This is a genomic window from Pseudomonas sp. RIT-PI-o, from assembly GCF_001297215.1.
Taxonomy (GTDB): Bacteria; Pseudomonadota; Gammaproteobacteria; order Pseudomonadales; family Pseudomonadaceae; genus Aquipseudomonas; species Aquipseudomonas moraviensis_A.
Map to the genome: position 1 here is coordinate 22,128 of NZ_LHPA01000016.1, position 15,320 is coordinate 37,447.

Annotated in this window: 12 protein-coding genes; 4 read left to right on the plus strand and 8 right to left on the minus strand. The window is 60.9% G+C overall.

What is annotated here, in order from left to right; all coding sequences use genetic code 11:
• Positions 1–95 precede the first annotated feature (95 nt).
• On the plus strand, positions 96–608 hold the full coding sequence (locus AEQ63_RS06155) for an MgtC/SapB family protein (protein ID WP_042609858.1): 513 nt from the start codon (positions 96–98) through the stop codon (positions 606–608).
• Positions 609–729: 121 nt separating this feature from the next.
• Here the strand turns inward: AEQ63_RS06155 and AEQ63_RS28735 are convergent, their stop codons facing one another.
• Positions 730–888, minus strand: coding sequence for a hypothetical protein (locus AEQ63_RS28735; RefSeq protein WP_165839195.1), 159 nt, complete (start codon positions 886–888; stop codon positions 730–732).
• A 217-nt stretch (positions 889–1,105) separates the two neighbouring features.
• Here AEQ63_RS28735 and AEQ63_RS06160 point away from each other — a divergent pair, with 217 nt between their 5' ends.
• The 3 genes from AEQ63_RS06160 (at position 1,106) to glgB (ending at position 8,857) form a co-directional block, all read left to right on the plus strand.
• Positions 1,106–3,103, plus strand: coding sequence for an alpha-1,4-glucan--maltose-1-phosphate maltosyltransferase (locus tag AEQ63_RS06160; RefSeq protein WP_064362180.1), 1,998 nt, complete (start codon positions 1,106–1,108; stop codon positions 3,101–3,103).
• Between the two features lie 178 nt (positions 3,104–3,281).
• A complete protein-coding gene (gene treS, locus AEQ63_RS06165; protein ID WP_064362182.1) occupies positions 3,282–6,623 on the plus strand; it encodes a maltose alpha-D-glucosyltransferase in 3,342 nt (1,113 codons plus the stop codon).
• A gap of 2 nt (positions 6,624–6,625) precedes the next feature.
• Entirely contained in the window at positions 6,626–8,857 is a 2,232-nt protein-coding gene (glgB, locus tag AEQ63_RS06170) for a 1,4-alpha-glucan branching protein GlgB (protein WP_064362184.1), read from the plus strand.
• 116 nt (positions 8,858–8,973) lie between these two features.
• Here the strand turns inward: glgB and AEQ63_RS06175 are convergent, their stop codons facing one another.
• The 7 genes from AEQ63_RS06175 to AEQ63_RS06205 form a co-directional block, all read right to left on the minus strand.
• Positions 8,974–10,026, minus strand: coding sequence for an autotransporter outer membrane beta-barrel domain-containing protein (locus AEQ63_RS06175; RefSeq protein ID WP_064362186.1), 1,053 nt, complete (start codon positions 10,024–10,026; stop codon positions 8,974–8,976).
• A 379-nt stretch (positions 10,027–10,405) separates the two neighbouring features.
• Positions 10,406–11,188 carry an endonuclease/exonuclease/phosphatase family protein gene (locus AEQ63_RS06180; protein WP_016774637.1) on the minus strand — a complete coding sequence of 261 codons (783 nt, stop codon included), beginning with the start codon at positions 11,186–11,188 and terminating at the stop codon, positions 10,406–10,408.
• A 188-nt stretch (positions 11,189–11,376) separates the two neighbouring features.
• Positions 11,377–12,135, minus strand: a complete 759-nt coding sequence (locus tag AEQ63_RS06185; protein ID WP_042609864.1) for a PIG-L deacetylase family protein — start codon at positions 12,133–12,135, stop codon at positions 11,377–11,379.
• A gap of 178 nt (positions 12,136–12,313) precedes the next feature.
• A complete protein-coding gene (locus AEQ63_RS06190) occupies positions 12,314–12,973 on the minus strand; it encodes a glycosyltransferase (protein WP_042609865.1) in 660 nt (219 codons plus the stop codon).
• Positions 12,970–13,569 (minus strand): SAM-dependent methyltransferase, encoded by a 600-nt coding sequence (locus tag AEQ63_RS06195; RefSeq protein ID WP_064362188.1) that lies wholly within the window; start codon positions 13,567–13,569, stop codon positions 12,970–12,972. Before AEQ63_RS06195 ends, AEQ63_RS06190 begins: the two co-directional genes overlap by 4 nt.
• Complete coding sequence (locus AEQ63_RS06200) at positions 13,566–14,324, minus strand: PIG-L deacetylase family protein (protein ID WP_042609867.1); 759 nt, start codon at positions 14,322–14,324, stop codon at positions 13,566–13,568. The genes AEQ63_RS06195 and AEQ63_RS06200 overlap by 4 nt, the downstream gene beginning before the upstream one ends.
• Entirely contained in the window at positions 14,321–15,319 is a 999-nt protein-coding gene (locus AEQ63_RS06205) for an acyl-CoA dehydrogenase (RefSeq protein WP_064362190.1), read from the minus strand. The genes AEQ63_RS06200 and AEQ63_RS06205 overlap by 4 nt, the downstream gene beginning before the upstream one ends.
• Between the last annotated feature and the right edge of the window lies 1 nt (position 15,320).

A 15,320-nucleotide genomic window follows, 5' to 3' on the forward strand; every position in this document is an offset into this window, starting at 1 on the left:
GCACGTTAGGACGCGCAGCGTGCCGATCGTTCTGCGCAACCGATTAATGGTCGCTGTTGTCCATCGATTATCGAACCAATAACAAGGGAAGCGCGATGGAAGACTGGTGGGATGAAGTGTGGGCAACGATGCAAGCCGAATTTGCCGACATCGGTGATGCCTCGCAATTGACGCGGATCACCGTACGTCTGGTGATGGCGGCATTACTCGGTGGGATTCTCGGATTTGAGCGTGAACATAAAGGCAAGGCCGCCGGGGTGCGCACGCACATGCTGGTGGCCTTGGGGGCAGCGCTGTTTGTTCTGGTGCCGCAGACCTCGGGCGCGGAATCCGATGCGATGAGTCGCGTGTTGCAGGGTGTGATTGCCGGGATCGGCTTCCTCGGCGCCGGCACGATTCTGAAAAATCAGCAGGGCGATGAAGCTCATGTCAAAGGCCTGACCACAGCTGCCGGTTTATGGATGACGGCGGCGATCGGCGTGGCGGCGGGGCTGGGCAAGGAAGCGACGGCATTGCTCAGCACCATCCTGGCGCTGGCGATCTTCAATGTGATGCCGCACGTGGTGAGAGTGTTCGAAAAGGATGTCGACAAGAACGACCACCTCTAGCCAATCGCTCGGTCCCGTGTAGGAGCTGCCGAAGGCTGCGATCTTTTTCATTTGCAGCGCGGCAAAAATAGATCGCAGCCTTCGGCAGCTCCTACAGGGATGGCAGAGAGACATGCAGTGGTCAGAGGATAACCGGTGGCATGGTGCTCGGTGGTTCTTCCTTTGGCGGTGGCGTGGTGCCGGGCGGTTCTTGCTCGGGCACCGGTGGCGGCTCGGTCTCGGGCAGGGTGGGTTTGTCGATGTTCGGATCGGGCGTGTGGGCCGGGATCGGGATGCTCATCTGGTGACCTCCTTATGGCACATGGCGTGAGACGTGCTTAAGTGAGTTGACCCGGCCACGGCAAATTCGATCCGCAGCTTTGTCTTGTTAATTTCATCTGAACTTTTCCCCGCGCCGGTTGCTCGGAACCTAAGTGAGTTCATGACAGGGCCGGAGCTTTGTCGCGAATACTGTTCCGGCACAAGAGCGTCCTTGGGGCGTTAAGGAGAGATGCTCAATGACTGCTGAAAGACCTTCAGAGCTGAGTTACAACCCGCACATGCCGCTGTCGCAGGCATTACTGCTGCCACGTATCGTCATCGAAAACACCATGCCGACCCTCGACGGCGGCCAGTTTGCCGTCAAGTCGATTGCCGGGCGCGAAGTGGTGGTGACCAGCAAGGTGTTTGCCGACGGCCATGACAAGCTCGCCGTACGCATCCGCTGGCGCGAGGAAGGCCAGGAAACCTGGCAGACCGAGGTCATGTCCGATCAGGGCAACAACACCTGGCAAGGCCAGTTCCGTCCCGAGGAGCAGGGCCGCTATCTATATTGCATCGAAGCGTGGATCGACCATTTCGCCAGCTTCCAGTACGAACTGGAGAAGAAGCACAACGCTGCGGTGCCGGTGTCTCTGGAGCTGCAGGAAGGCCGGACCATGGTGCAACAGGCCGCCGAGCGCAGCGAAGGTCAGCTCAGCGAGCAGCTGGCGGCGCTGCACCATGAATTGTCCGGCCTGCTCGAAACCGAGCAGGTCGCGCTGTTTCTGCACTCGCGCAGTGCGGATTTGATGGCTCAGGCCGACCACCGCGCCTATCTGAGCATCAGCGCAGAATTTCCCATGGACGTCGAGCGCGAACTCGCCGAGTTCGCTAGTTGGTACGAGCTGTTTCCGCGCTCGATTACCGACGACCCCAAGCGACACGGCACGTTCAACGACGTCCACTCGCGCCTGCCGATGATTCAGGACATGGGCTTCGACGTGCTTTATTTCACGCCTATCCACCCCATCGGCCGCGCCCACCGCAAGGGCCGCAACAACTCCCTCACCGCCGGGCCGGACGATCCAGGCAGCCCGTACGCGATCGGCAGCGAGGAGGGCGGTCACGAGGCGATTCACTCGCAGCTCGGCACCCGTGAAGATTTCCGCCGGTTGGTGGCTGCTGCTGCCGATCATGGGCTGGAAATCGCTCTCGACTTCGCCATCCAGTGTTCCCAGGATCACCCGTGGCTCAAGGAACATCCGGGATGGTTCAACTGGCGCCCGGACGGCACGATCAAATACGCCGAAAACCCGCCGAAGAAATACCAGGACATCGTCAACGTCGACTTCTACGCGCCGGATGCGATTCCGAGCCTGTGGGTCGAGTTGCGCGACATTGTCGTCGGCTGGGTCAAGGAGGGCGTAAAAATCTTCCGCGTCGACAACCCGCACACCAAACCACTGCCGTTCTGGCAATGGCTGATTGCCGATGTGCGCACGCTGTATCCGGAAGTGATCTTCCTCGCCGAGGCCTTCACCACGCCGGCGATGATGGCGCGTCTGGGCAAGGTCGGTTACTCGCAGAGCTACACCTATTTCACCTGGCGCAATACTAAGGCCGAACTGGCGGAGTATTTCACCGAGCTGAATCAGTCGCCGTGGCGCGAATGCTACCGGCCGAATTTCTTCGTCAACACCCCGGACATCAACCCGGCGTTCCTGCACGAGTCAGGCCGTCCCGGTTTCCTCATCCGTGCGGCCTTGGCAACGATGGGCTCGGGGCTGTGGGGTATGTATTCGGGTTTTGAGCTGTGCGAATCGGCGCCGGTGCCGGGCAAAGAGGAATATCTGGATTCGGAGAAGTATGAAATCCGCGTCCGCGATTTCACCGCCCCGGGCAACATCATTGCCGAGATCGCCCAGCTCAACCGTATTCGTCGGCAGAACCCGGCGCTGCATACGCATCTGGGCCTGAAAATCTACAACGCCTGGAACGACAACATTCTGTACTTCGGCAAGCGCAGCGCTGATGGCAGCAACTTCATTCTGGTCGCAGTGAGCCTCGACCCGCATAACGTGCAGGAAGCGAATTTCGAACTGCCGTTGTGGGAAATGGGTCTGCCGGACGACGCCACCACCCACGGCGAAGACCTGATGAACGGCCATCGCTGGGACTGGCACGGCAAGTACCAGTTCATGCGCATCGACCCGGCGTATCAGCCGTTCGGGATTTGGCGGATCAGCGCTACGTAGTACATGACGCATCTGTGGAGAGGGAGCTTGCTCCCGCTCGACTGCACAGCAGTCGCAAAGCCCGCAGGCGCCGTAAGTTCGTATCAATGCATTGGGGGTCGCTACGCAACCCAGCGGGAGCAAGCTCCCTCGCCACAGGGTTTCTGCTGTGGCTTTCAGAATTCAACAGGAGTTCCACATGGCGAAGAAACCCAAGGCAGCCGCCTTCATCAAAGACCCGCTCTGGTACAAGGACGCGGTGATCTATCAGGTTCACGTCAAATCGTTTTTCGACTCCAACAATGACGGGATCGGCGACTTTCCCGGGCTTATCGCCAAACTCGATTACATTGCCGACCTCGGCGTCAACACCATCTGGTTGCTGCCGTTCTATCCCTCGCCACGCCGCGACGACGGCTACGACATCGCCGAATACCGCGGCGTGCACAGCGACTACGGGACCATGGCCGACGCCAAGCGTTTTATCGCCGAAGCGCACAAGCGCGGGCTGCGGGTGATCACCGAGCTGGTCATCAACCACACTTCCGACCAGCACCCGTGGTTCCAGCGTGCACGCAAAGCCAAGCCCGGTTCAGCGGCGCGGGACTTCTATGTCTGGTCCGATGACGACCAGAAATACGACGGCACGCGGATCATTTTCCTCGACACCGAGAAGTCCAACTGGACTTGGGATCCGGTAGCCGGCCAGTATTTTTGGCACCGTTTCTATTCCCACCAGCCGGATCTGAACTTCGACAACCCGCAAGTAATGAAAGCCGTGCTGTCGGTGATGCGTTACTGGCTGGACATGGGCATCGACGGTCTGCGCCTCGACGCGATTCCGTACCTGATCGAGCGCGACGGCACCAACAACGAAAACCTGCCCGAGACCCACGATGTCCTCAAGCAGATCCGTGCCGAGATCGACGCCAACTACCCCGATCGCATGCTCTTGGCCGAGGCCAACCAATGGCCGGAAGACACTCAGCTGTATTTCGGTGACACCGATGCTGCTGGGTTGAATGGCGACGAATGCCACATGGCGTTCCACTTCCCGCTGATGCCGCGCATGTACATGGCACTGGCCCAGGAAGACCGTTTCCCGATCACCGACATCCTCCGCCAGACCCCGGAAATCCCAGCGAACTGCCAGTGGGCGATTTTCCTGCGCAACCACGATGAGCTGACCCTGGAAATGGTCACCGATCGCGAGCGCGATTATCTGTGGAATTACTACGCGGCTGACCGTCGCGCGCGGATCAACCTCGGCATTCGACGTCGTCTCGCGCCGTTGATGGAGCGCGACCGCCGCCGTATTGAGCTGCTCAACAGCCTGCTGCTGTCGATGCCCGGCACGCCGACCCTGTATTACGGCGACGAAATCGGTATGGGCGACAACATCTACCTCGGCGACCGCGACGGTGTGCGGACGCCGATGCAATGGTCGATCGACCGCAACGGCGGTTTCTCCCGCGCTGATCCGGCGAGTCTGGTGCTGCCGCCGATCATGGATCCGCAGTACGGCTATCAGTCGGTCAACGTCGAAACCCAGTCCGGCGATCCGCATTCGCTGTTGAACTGGACGCGGCGCCTGCTGGCGGTGCGCAAGCAGTCGAAGGCGTTCGGCCGTGGCACGTTGAAAATGCTCTCGCCGAGCAACCGTCGCGTGCTGGCTTATACCCGCGAATACACCGACGCCGACGGCAAGCACGAGATCATTCTGTGCGTGGCCAACGTCTCGCGCAGTGCGCAAGCGGTCGAACTGGATCTGTCGGCTTACGTCGGCATGGTGCCGGTGGAAATGCTTGGCGGTAATGCGTTCCCGCCGATCGGCCAGTTGAATTTCCTCCTGACCCTGGCGCCGTACGGCTTCTATTGGTTCGCCCTGGCAGCGGAAAACCAGATGCCGAGCTGGCACGTCGAGCCGGCGCAGAGCCTGCCGGACTTCACTACGCTGGTGCTGAAAAAACGCATGGAAGAACTGCTCGAAGCGCCGTCGCGTACGACGCTGGAGCAAAGCATCCTGCCGAGCTGGCTGCAGAACCGTCGCTGGTTCGCCGGCAAGGACGCGGCCATCGAAAAGGTCAATCTGGCTTACGGTGTGCGCTTCGGCGATGCCCAGCATCCGGTGCTGCTGAGCGAAATCGAGGTCACCAGTGGCGGCCAGACCAATCGTTATCAACTGCCGTTCGGCTTCATTGCCGAAGACCACGTCGGCCCGCCGTTGCCGCAGCAATTGGCGCTGTCGCGTGTACGCCGTGTGCGTCAGGTTGGCTTGATCACTGATGCATTCAGTCTGGAAACCTTTGTCCGCGCGGTGCTGCAAGGCATGCAGAACAACACGGTATTGGAGTCGATCGAAGGCGAAATCCGCTTTGAACAGACCCCGCATCTGGAAAAACTTGGCCTTGGCGCCGAGTCGGATGTGCGCTACCTGTCCGCCGAGCAATCGAACAGTTCGGTGGTGATCGGCAACAGCCTGGTGCTTAAGCTGATACGCAAAGTCGCTTCTGGCGTACACCCGGAACTGGAGATGAGCGCTTACCTGACCGAGGCCGGGTTTGCCAATATCTCTCCACTGCTCGGTTCGGTGATTCGCCGTGACGCACAGGGCGAAGATAACCTGCTGATGATCGCCCAGGGCTATTTGAGCAATCAGGGCGACGCGTGGGAATGGACGCAAAACAACCTCGAGCGGGCGCTGCGCGACGAACTGGCCGACGCCATGTCCGAGCAGGAGCAGCATTACAACGCCCTGGGCGAGCTCAAGGACTTCGCCGGCATGCTCGGCCAGCGTCTTGGCGAGATGCATCAGGTGCTTGCTGCACCAACCGACAACGCCGACTTTGCTCCGCAGGTGTCGTCGAGCAAGGACATGGCCGCGACAAGCAAGGACGTCACCGCGCAGGTTGAACATGCCTTGAAATTGCTTAAGCAGCATCAAGGCGAGTTGAACGCCGCGGATCAGAAACTGGTCAAGCGTCTGCTCGATGAGAAGAAAACCATCCTTGCCCATGTGCAGGACCTGGCGAAGAAAGCCACCGGTGGTTTGCGCATTCGCGTGCACGGCGACTTGCATTTGGGTCAGGTACTGGTGATCAAGGGCGATGCCTACCTGATCGACTTCGAGGGCGAACCGGCGCGGCCGTTGAGCGAGCGTCGCGGCAAGCACAGCCCATACAAGGACGTCAGCGGTGTATTGCGTTCGTTCGATTATGCAGCGGCGATGACCATCAACGTGCACAACGTTGATAACAGCACTGAAGCTGAAACAGCGCGCAAACGCGTCGCTGAGCGTTATCTGCGCGAGGCACGCGAGGCATTTGTGCAGGCATATCGCGAGGCGGCAGCTAGTCTTGAGCATGCCTGGCAGGATCCTCAAGGCGCCGACGCCGCGCTGGCGTTGTTCGGCCTGGAAAAAGCCGCTTATGAAGTGGCCTACGAAGCGGAAAACCGCCCAACGTGGCTGCCCGTGCCGTTGCACGGCTTGTATGGATTATTGACTGGGCTTAAACCCTTTTCCGATCTTGGTGGAGAGTAGTCATGAGTTTCTCGAACAAGGAACAGGGTGTGGTAAAGGAAGCATTGTTACCCTCGGCACGCGACATCGATGCCTTGGTGCGCGCTGAACATCACGACCCGTTTTCGATCCTCGGCCCGCACGGCGATGGCGCCGGCGGGCAGTTCATCCGGGCTTATCTGCCGGGCGCGCTGAGTGTCGCGGTGCTGGACAAGGACAGCGGGGAGGAAATCGGTCCGCTGCAGATGACCGAAACGCCGGGGCTGTTTGTCGGCCATTTCGATAAGGCGCGCCGGTACCTGTTGCGCACGCGCTGGGCCGGTGGCGAGCAGGTTGCCGAAGATCCGTACAGCTTTGGCCAGTTGCTCGGCGAGATGGATTTGTATCTGTTCGCCGAAGGCAATCACCGCGACCTCAGCGCCTGCCTCGGTGCGCAACTGAAAACCATTGATGGTGTTGACGGTGTGCGTTTTGCCGTGTGGGCGCCGAATGCCCGCCGGGTGTCGGTGGTCGGTGATTTCAACGTCTGGGACGGGCGCCGTCACCCGATGCGCTTGCGCCATCCTTCCGGCGTCTGGGAGTTGTTCCTCCCGCGCCTCCAAGCGGGGGAGTTGTACAAGTACGAAATTCTCGGTGCCCACGGCATTCTGCCGCTCAAGGCCGACCCGATGGCGCTGGCTACCAGCCTGCCGCCGGACACCGCGTCAAAAGTCGCCGCGCCGCTGCAGATCGACTGGCAGGATCACGACTGGATGAATGCCCGCCAGGATCGCCAGCAGCGCTCCAGGCCTCTGTCGATCTACGAGTTGCACGCCGGTTCCTGGCAGTGCGAACTGGATGATCTGGGTGAAGTGGCGCGTCAGTACACCTGGCCGGAACTGGCTGAGCGGCTGATTCCTTACGTCAAAGAGCTGGGCTTCACTCACATCGAATTGATGCCGATCATGGAGCACCCGTTCGGCGGTTCCTGGGGCTATCAGTTGCTCTCGCAATTTGCCCCGAGCGCGCGTTACGGCACGCCGGATCAGTTCGCCGCGTTCGTCAATGCCTGTCACCAGGCCGACATCGGTGTGATTCTCGACTGGGTGCCGGCGCATTTCCCGACTGATACCCACGGTCTGGCGCAGTTCGACGGCACCGCGCTGTACGAATACGGCAACCCGCTGGAAGGCTTCCACCAGGATTGGGACACGCTGATCTACAACCTCGGTCGCACTGAAGTGCACGGCTACATGCTCGCCTCGGCGCTGCACTGGCTGAAGCACTTCCATATCGATGGCCTGCGTGTCGATGCGGTGGCGTCGATGCTGTATCGCGACTATTCGCGCAAGGCTGGCGAATGGGTACCGAACCGTCACGGTGGGCGCGAGAACCTCGAAGCCATCGACTTCCTGCGTCATTTGAATGATGTGGTCGAGCTGGAAGCGCCCGGTGCGCTGGTGATTGCCGAAGAGTCCACCGCATGGCCCGGGGTCAGCCAAAGCACCCAGCAGGGCGGCCTCGGCTTCTCCTACAAATGGAACATGGGCTGGATGCACGATTCGCTGCACTACATTCAGCAGGATCCTGTGTATCGCGCCCATCACCACAACGAGTTGAGCTTTGGTCTGGTCTACGCCTGGTCCGAACGCTTCATCCTGCCGATCTCCCACGACGAAGTGGTGCACGGCAAGCACTCGCTGATCGACAAGATGCCCGGTGATCGCTGGCAGAAATTTGCCAACCTGCGCGCCTATCTGAGCTTCATGTGGACTCACCCGGGCAAGAAGTTGTTGTTCATGGGCTGTGAGTTTGGCCAATGGCGCGAGTGGAACCACGATCAGCAGCTGGACTGGTACCTGCTGCAGTACTCCGAGCACAAAGGTGTGCAGAAACTGGTCGGCGATCTCAATCGGCTGTATCGCGAAGAGCCGGCGTTGCACGATCAGGACGACGCGCCGCAGGGCTTCCAGTGGTTGATTGGTGATGATGCGATCAACAGCGTCTACGCCTGGCTGCGCTGGAGCAAGGACGGTTCGCCAGTGCTGGTGGTTGCCAACTTCACACCGGTACCGCGCCAGTCGTATCGGGTCGGGGTACCGTTTGCCGGGCGCTGGACCGAGTTGTTCAACAGTGACGCTGACATTTATGCCGGCTCAAATTACGGCAATGGCGGCGGAGCGTTGACCGAAGAAGTGCCTAGCCATGGTCAATCGATGTCGCTGGAACTGAATTTGCCACCGTTGGCAGTGTTGATCCTCAAGCCTCAGGGCTAGCAACTGTGGGAGCGAGCCTGCTCGCGAAGGCGCCATGTCAGTCAACGATGATGTTGAAGGTGGCAACGCTTCCGCGAGCAGGCTCGCTCCCACAACGTTTTTCAGCGTTCAGCAGATCACCAGCGCATCCGCACCCCAAGGCTGCCGATGATGCCGTTCAGGTCATTGTCATCCACATCGCTGCTGTAATCGGCGCTCATGTACAGGCTTACTGCCGGTGTGACCCGCGCCACCAGTCCCAAGCCCAATTCCACTGTTGATGATTTGCGGCTGCTGCTGATCTTGTCGACCTGATCCAGCGTCACCGTGCTGCCGGTGTACACCGTGTGCCAAAGGTTGGTGCGCACATACGGCTCTACCGGTAAGCCATTCAAGTCATAACTGCCTTTCAATCGCGCACCGACGCGGCCACTCCACGCGGTCAGGTCGGTCGAAGAGGCATTGCCCGCGCCTGCATACGGAGCATCGAGGCTGATGCGTTGGTTGATCAATTGCGCCTGCGGTTCTACCACCCAGTTCTCACTCAAACCAATCGGATAGCCACCCTCGACCGAAAACGTCATCGCACTGCCTTCGGCGGCCTGCCGATTACCTTGCGGCGTACGACTGAAACCGCTGACGCGACCGCCGCTGGCCGACAGGTCGACGTGCCAACCCTGCGCGCCCACAAGACTGTAATAAGCACCCAGGCTCTGACCTTGCAGGCTCAGGCTGTCAGTGCTGCGGTCCGCGAGGGCGCGGCGGTTCAATGCACCACCGGCACTCAGTTGAATCTGATCGTCACCGCCGATCAGGCCCAGGGTCTGGGCCGCGCCATTGGCGCTTTTCAAGGTGATCACCGCCGGACCTTTGAACTCGCCGCCGGGCATCGCGTAGCCAGAGGCCAGCGCATCGGTCTGCGCGCGGCGAGCGCTTCTGCCGTACAGTTCATCCCACGCGGAGGGCGCCAGATCTTCGGTGATCAGGCGTGAACTTTGCTGACGCAACGGCAGTGGTCCGGGCGTTATCACGGTTACCGGCAACGTCATCACAGGCATATCGGCGCGATACCACGTGGTTTCATCCGCCGCAGATCCCGCATGCGCCTCCATGGATGAGCACAGCAACAGCGAACCTGACACTGTGCAAAAGGTGATTTTCAATTCGTGTGGGGTCAGTGAAGTTTTCATGGGGGTCTACCTTGCAAGCGCATGCGTCATCTCGAGTCTGGCGTCTCTCCTACCCCGAACGAGGGGCGACCGAATAGAGCGGGGCGAACCGCGGCTGCTCGATTTCGCGAGTGCCGGAAGGTCAGCCCCAGTAGTGATTCCGGGGGTAGTAAGGTAGAGATAAGAAGAGTGACGCCTGCGCGTCAAGAAAATGCACGGTGAATGGCGTGCATAAATCAGCCTTCGCAAGCGTTTGTTTTTCTGCACATAACTAAGTGATTGTTTGCATGGAAAAACGCTTGCGAAGTGGTCGGCTGACGGTTTTCTGCCGCCGACGAAAGGTCATCCCGACCAAGGATAGCCGGAAGGAACTGTCAGATTCCTGCTGTCAAAAATGCACCTAAAGATGCACTTCAACCGCCAGAGGAAGGTGATCCGAGAGATGCGTCCATGGTTTGTTGCCGAGAATCCTCGGATCATGGCTGCTGGCATTGCGCAGATAAATCCGGTCCAGGCGCAGCAGTGGAAAACGTGCAGGATAGGTTTTCGCCGGACGCCCATGATGGCGCTCGAAGGCTTCGTGCAAATAGTCGCGACGGGCGAGGGCAGCGTTGCCCTGCAACTGCCAGTCATTGAAGTCGCCGGCAATGATCACCGGCGCGTCGTCCGGCAGTGATTCGAGCAACTGGCAAAGCAGCTGCAACTGCAACTGCCGATGGCTTTCCAGCAAGCTCAAATGCACACAGATCGCATGCACCTCGGCATGCCCGGGCACATCGAGGATGCAGTGCAACAACCCGCGACGTTCCGGGCCGGTGATCGAGACATCGAGATTGCGGTATTCGCGGATCGGGTATTTCGACAGCAGCGCGTTGCCGTGATGACCATCGGGATAAACGGCGTTGCGCCCGTAGGCAAAATCGCTCCACATGCTGTCGGCGAGGAATTCGTATTGCGAGGTCTGCGGCCAGTCGTTGTAGCGACTCGAATGACGTTCGTGTTCACCCACCACTTCCTGCAGAAACACCAGGTCGGCCGAGGTGCTGCGCATGGCTTCGCGCAGCTCCGGGAGGACGAACCGCCTATTCAGTGCGGTGAAGCCTTTGTGGGTGTTGACCGTGAGTACCCGCAGGCGATGAATGACTGGCGCGTCGACCGCTTGACGCTTGGGATCGCTGGACACGTTCACTCCTCTGAATTGGGCCATGCCTGTTCATGCGACTGGTTGGAGGGGGTGGCAGTTCCGTTTTCTGAGCGACGCCAGGCAATGTAGGAGTGAGCCTGCTCGCGATGGCGCAGTGTCAGTCAACCCTGCATCAACTGACAGATTGCTATCGCGAGCAGGCTCACTCCTACAGGGGGATATGGTGTCTAGACAAAGACGATTTCATAAGGCAAGCGCATTCTTTCCAGCAGCACCGGCGGCAGCAGCGGCGCAATGCCGATGGCCGGTTCGCCCTTGAGCTGGCTGGCATAGGCGTGGGTGGCGTGGCTCTTGCGCGCCACGGTCCAGGTGTCGAGGCGCAGCTTGCGCGCACGCTCCCACGGGATCATGCGTTGCTCGCGCTCCGGCCAGTGCCAGGCCCACACCGGCACGTCGTGATAGGTCGCCCCGGCTTTGAGTGCCGCGTCGAAACTGGCTCGGCCAACCACCTCATGATCCGCCGGACCATCCTCGCGCCAGGTGCTGAACACCACGTCGCCCGGCCGCAGGTAACGGCCGATGAATTCAGTCAGTTGGCTTTGCTGATCACTCAGCGCGTTGTCGGTAAATCCGCCGCGCACCCACTTCAGGCTGTGCATCGGCAAACCGAGGCGGCGCAGGGCTTCGACGCTTTCCTGCGGGCGGAAGACGCTCAGGCGTTGTTCCGACCATTGCCGCGAGCCGGGATGGCTGGCGCTGCCGTCGGTGATGGAGAGCAATTGCAGCGGGTGGCCAAGACTGGAGAGTAACTGCAGCAAACCGCCGCAGGTGACCACTTCATCGCCCGGATGCGGGGCGATCACCACGGCGCGGGCGCCGGCGGGAACCAGACTGTGGGTGTTGATGACGGGAATATTGTCGAGCTGCGGCGCGCTGTTCCAGATCTGTGCTGGCAGGCCGTGTTCGTTGAGCAATGACGGTTTCATGAGTGCGACGTCCTTGTGGTGTCTCGCCCTCAGTCGTGAGCAGCCAATGCTGGTCACGGCCCGTGAAGGCAAAAGAATAGCAACGGTGCAGTGCTCCAACCCTTGGATTACTGCGAGGCAGAGTATTGCTCAAGACAGCGGATTCGTCGCGTCACAGATCAATCTGAACCGTATTTTTTTATTCCAGCTGTGCCAGATTGCGCAGAAAGTCACCGAATCCGCCCTTCGCCCGACTGTCGAGACGGGCGCTGGTGTGCACCTGTGGGCGGTGACTCCAGGCGATGTTGGCACCGCTGCGCTCCAGCGCGCGCACCAGTTGCACGTCCTCGTCACAGGTCAGCGGTTTGAAGCCACCCACCAGACGATAGGCCTCGGCACTGACGCCGAGGTTGGCCCCATGAATATGTCGATGGCCATCGCGAGCCTGATAGTGGCGGTGGTAGCGAATCTGCGCCGCTTCATCGAACGACTCATGCCAATGCTCGACGGTGACCGTGCCACACACCGCGTCAGCCTCCAGCCCCAGTTGCGCCGCCAGCCAGTCATCGGCGACGCGGCTGTCGGCGTCGGTGCAGGCGATCCAGCGTGCACCGCGCTCCAGTAGCAGGCGCGCACCGGCGGCGCGGGCTTCGCCAACGTTGCGTGCTTCGATCTGCAGGCTCAGCACCGGATAAGCACTGACGATCTGCGCCGAACCATCGCTGCAACTGTCGAGCACCACGAGGATTTCCACCGGCTCGCCGGCCAGTTGCGCATGTTCGCCAGCCCGCAGGGCGGCGCGCAGACATTCATCGAGCAGCGCCTCTTCGTTGTGCGCGGGAATCACAATACCGATCAACGCAAGCCCTCCAGCGCCGCCACCGAGCGTGGCTCGCGGCTCCACAGTTCGAGAATGAAATCCGCTTCCTGATGCAGTACCAGACGCGGCAATGCCAAATGATCGTGGATCTGATCGTGTACCTGACGCGCATTCAGCGGGCAGCCATCAATCGGCGGGCGCCAGTGGCAGGCCAGCAATTGGCCGTCGGCCGTCAGCGATTCACTGATGCGGCGGATCACTTCTGTCAGATCGTTCTCATCGAGGTAGTAGCCGATTTCGCTAAATACAATCAGATCGAATTTTTCCTCCGGCCAGTCACCCGGGAGACGGCCCAGGCGGACTTCGGCATGCTCGAAGACACTCAAGCGAGTACGCGCGAGCTTCACTGCCGCGCTTGCAGTGTCGCAGCACAGCAGGCGGTCGCAACGTGGTGCCAGTTCCGCACTCAGTTCGCCATTGGCGCAACCGGGTTCGAACACCGCCCGGTAGCGCGGACGGGGCAGGGCGGCGAGGGTGATCGCGCGTTTGCGCTGCTCGTACCAGCGCTGACGGAATGCCCAAGGGTCGTCATTGCCGGCGAACAGTCCATCGAAATAGCGGTCATCGACGCTCACAGGAACACCACTTCAAAAGGTTGCAACAAACGATCGAGCACATAAGGCGCGAGCACTGGCCCGAGCCCGACGTCGCGATCACCTTCCAACTGGCTGGCGAACGCATGCGCCGCGTGGCGTTTGCGGGCGATGTGCGTCGGTGACAGCAGAATCTTGCGCGCCCGATCCCAAGGCACCGAGGCGTCCTCCGGGGTCGCCCAGTGCCACGTCCAGACCGGCAGTTCATGACAGGCAGCCCCGACGCGGCGCGCCGCTTCGACACTGGCGCGACCTACGGCCTCGTGATCGCTGTGGCCATCCTCGCGCCAGGTGGTGAAGACCACGTCACTGGCATGCAGATAACTGGCGATGAAGTCGCTCAATCCGGTTTCCTGAGCCGCCACTTGGGTGTCGGTAAAACCGCCGCGCAGCCATTTCAGACTGTGCATCGGCAAACCGAGGCGACGCAGGGCTTCGGCCGATTCCTGCGGACGCACCACGCTCAAACGCTCGACCGGCCAGCGTTGCGAGCCGGGGTGACTGGCGCTGCCATCGGTGACCGAGATCAACTGCAAAGGACGTCCGGCTGCCGCCAGCAACTGCATGATGCCGCCGCAACCGAGCACTTCGTCATCCGGATGCGGTGCGACGATCACCGCCCGCGATCCCAGCGGTACGAGGTCAAGGATGTCGATGGCGGGCAACTCGGCCAGGCGCCGCGAACCCTGCCATTGCTGCAGCGAAGTGCCCTGGCCGACGATCGGGTTGTCCTTCATAACGCCCAGACCTCGCGGGATTGACCGGCAATCTGCTGGCCCAGCGCAGCAAGGTCGCGTTCGGCGTGACTCTGGCGCAAGAACACCGGCAAGTCCGCACTCAATCGCGCAAAATGCCGATCCTGACAAAACGGCCCGGCCCCCAGCGCCCGACCGACTTCGCGCATGACCTGTTCGGCAGACTGTTCGACCACCGCGCGGGCGCGACGAGCAAGCAATTCAGCGTCGGCCTCGGGTTGCGCATCGATTTGCAGCGCGCTGAAGCGCAACACATCGGCAGCCGCTTGCAGTGCTGTGTCAGTGGCGCCGAGGTGGGCGAGGGCATGGGGTTCGTCGCGTTGGGCGCAATGCTGACGCAGCGCTTCGGCAATCCGTCGCGAAGCGCCATACCAGCACGCGGCGATGCCGATGCCGCCTTGCCAGAAACCCGGCCGTTGCAGGTAATCACCGGGATTGCCGATGGCCTGCGCTTCGGCGTTGTCGAACAGCACTTCGACGCTGCCGGTGGCTGCCATGCCCACGGCTTGCCAGCCTTGATCGGTAATTGTCACGCCCGGTTGATCGAGCGCGACTGCAACCAGTTGCTGTTGATCATCAGCGTCCCACGCAGTGAGCAAGGCGTGACTAAGCACCGCCGCACCAGAACACCAGGCCTTGCGCCCATTCAGCGCGACCATATGCCCGGCCGGCGTGACTCTCACCCGCGCTTGCGGCGGTTCGGCAGCCCACATTCCCCACGTGCTGCCGGGCGTTGGCGTTCCGCCCAATTGCTCGATGATCGCCAGCGCGTCGGTGTGACCCTCGTAAAGTTTGCACAGCCCCAGATCGTGTCCGCCCACTTCCGACAGACGCTGAAAACGCTCCAGCGTGTGACCGCTGCCGGGTAACGGCAAGCGGTCGAGGCCGGCCTCGACCATTGCCCTCAGGCAACGGCCGAGGGCATTGGTGTCGGCGTAATCTGGCGGACGGCGGGCCAGATAATGTTGAAAGTCCATA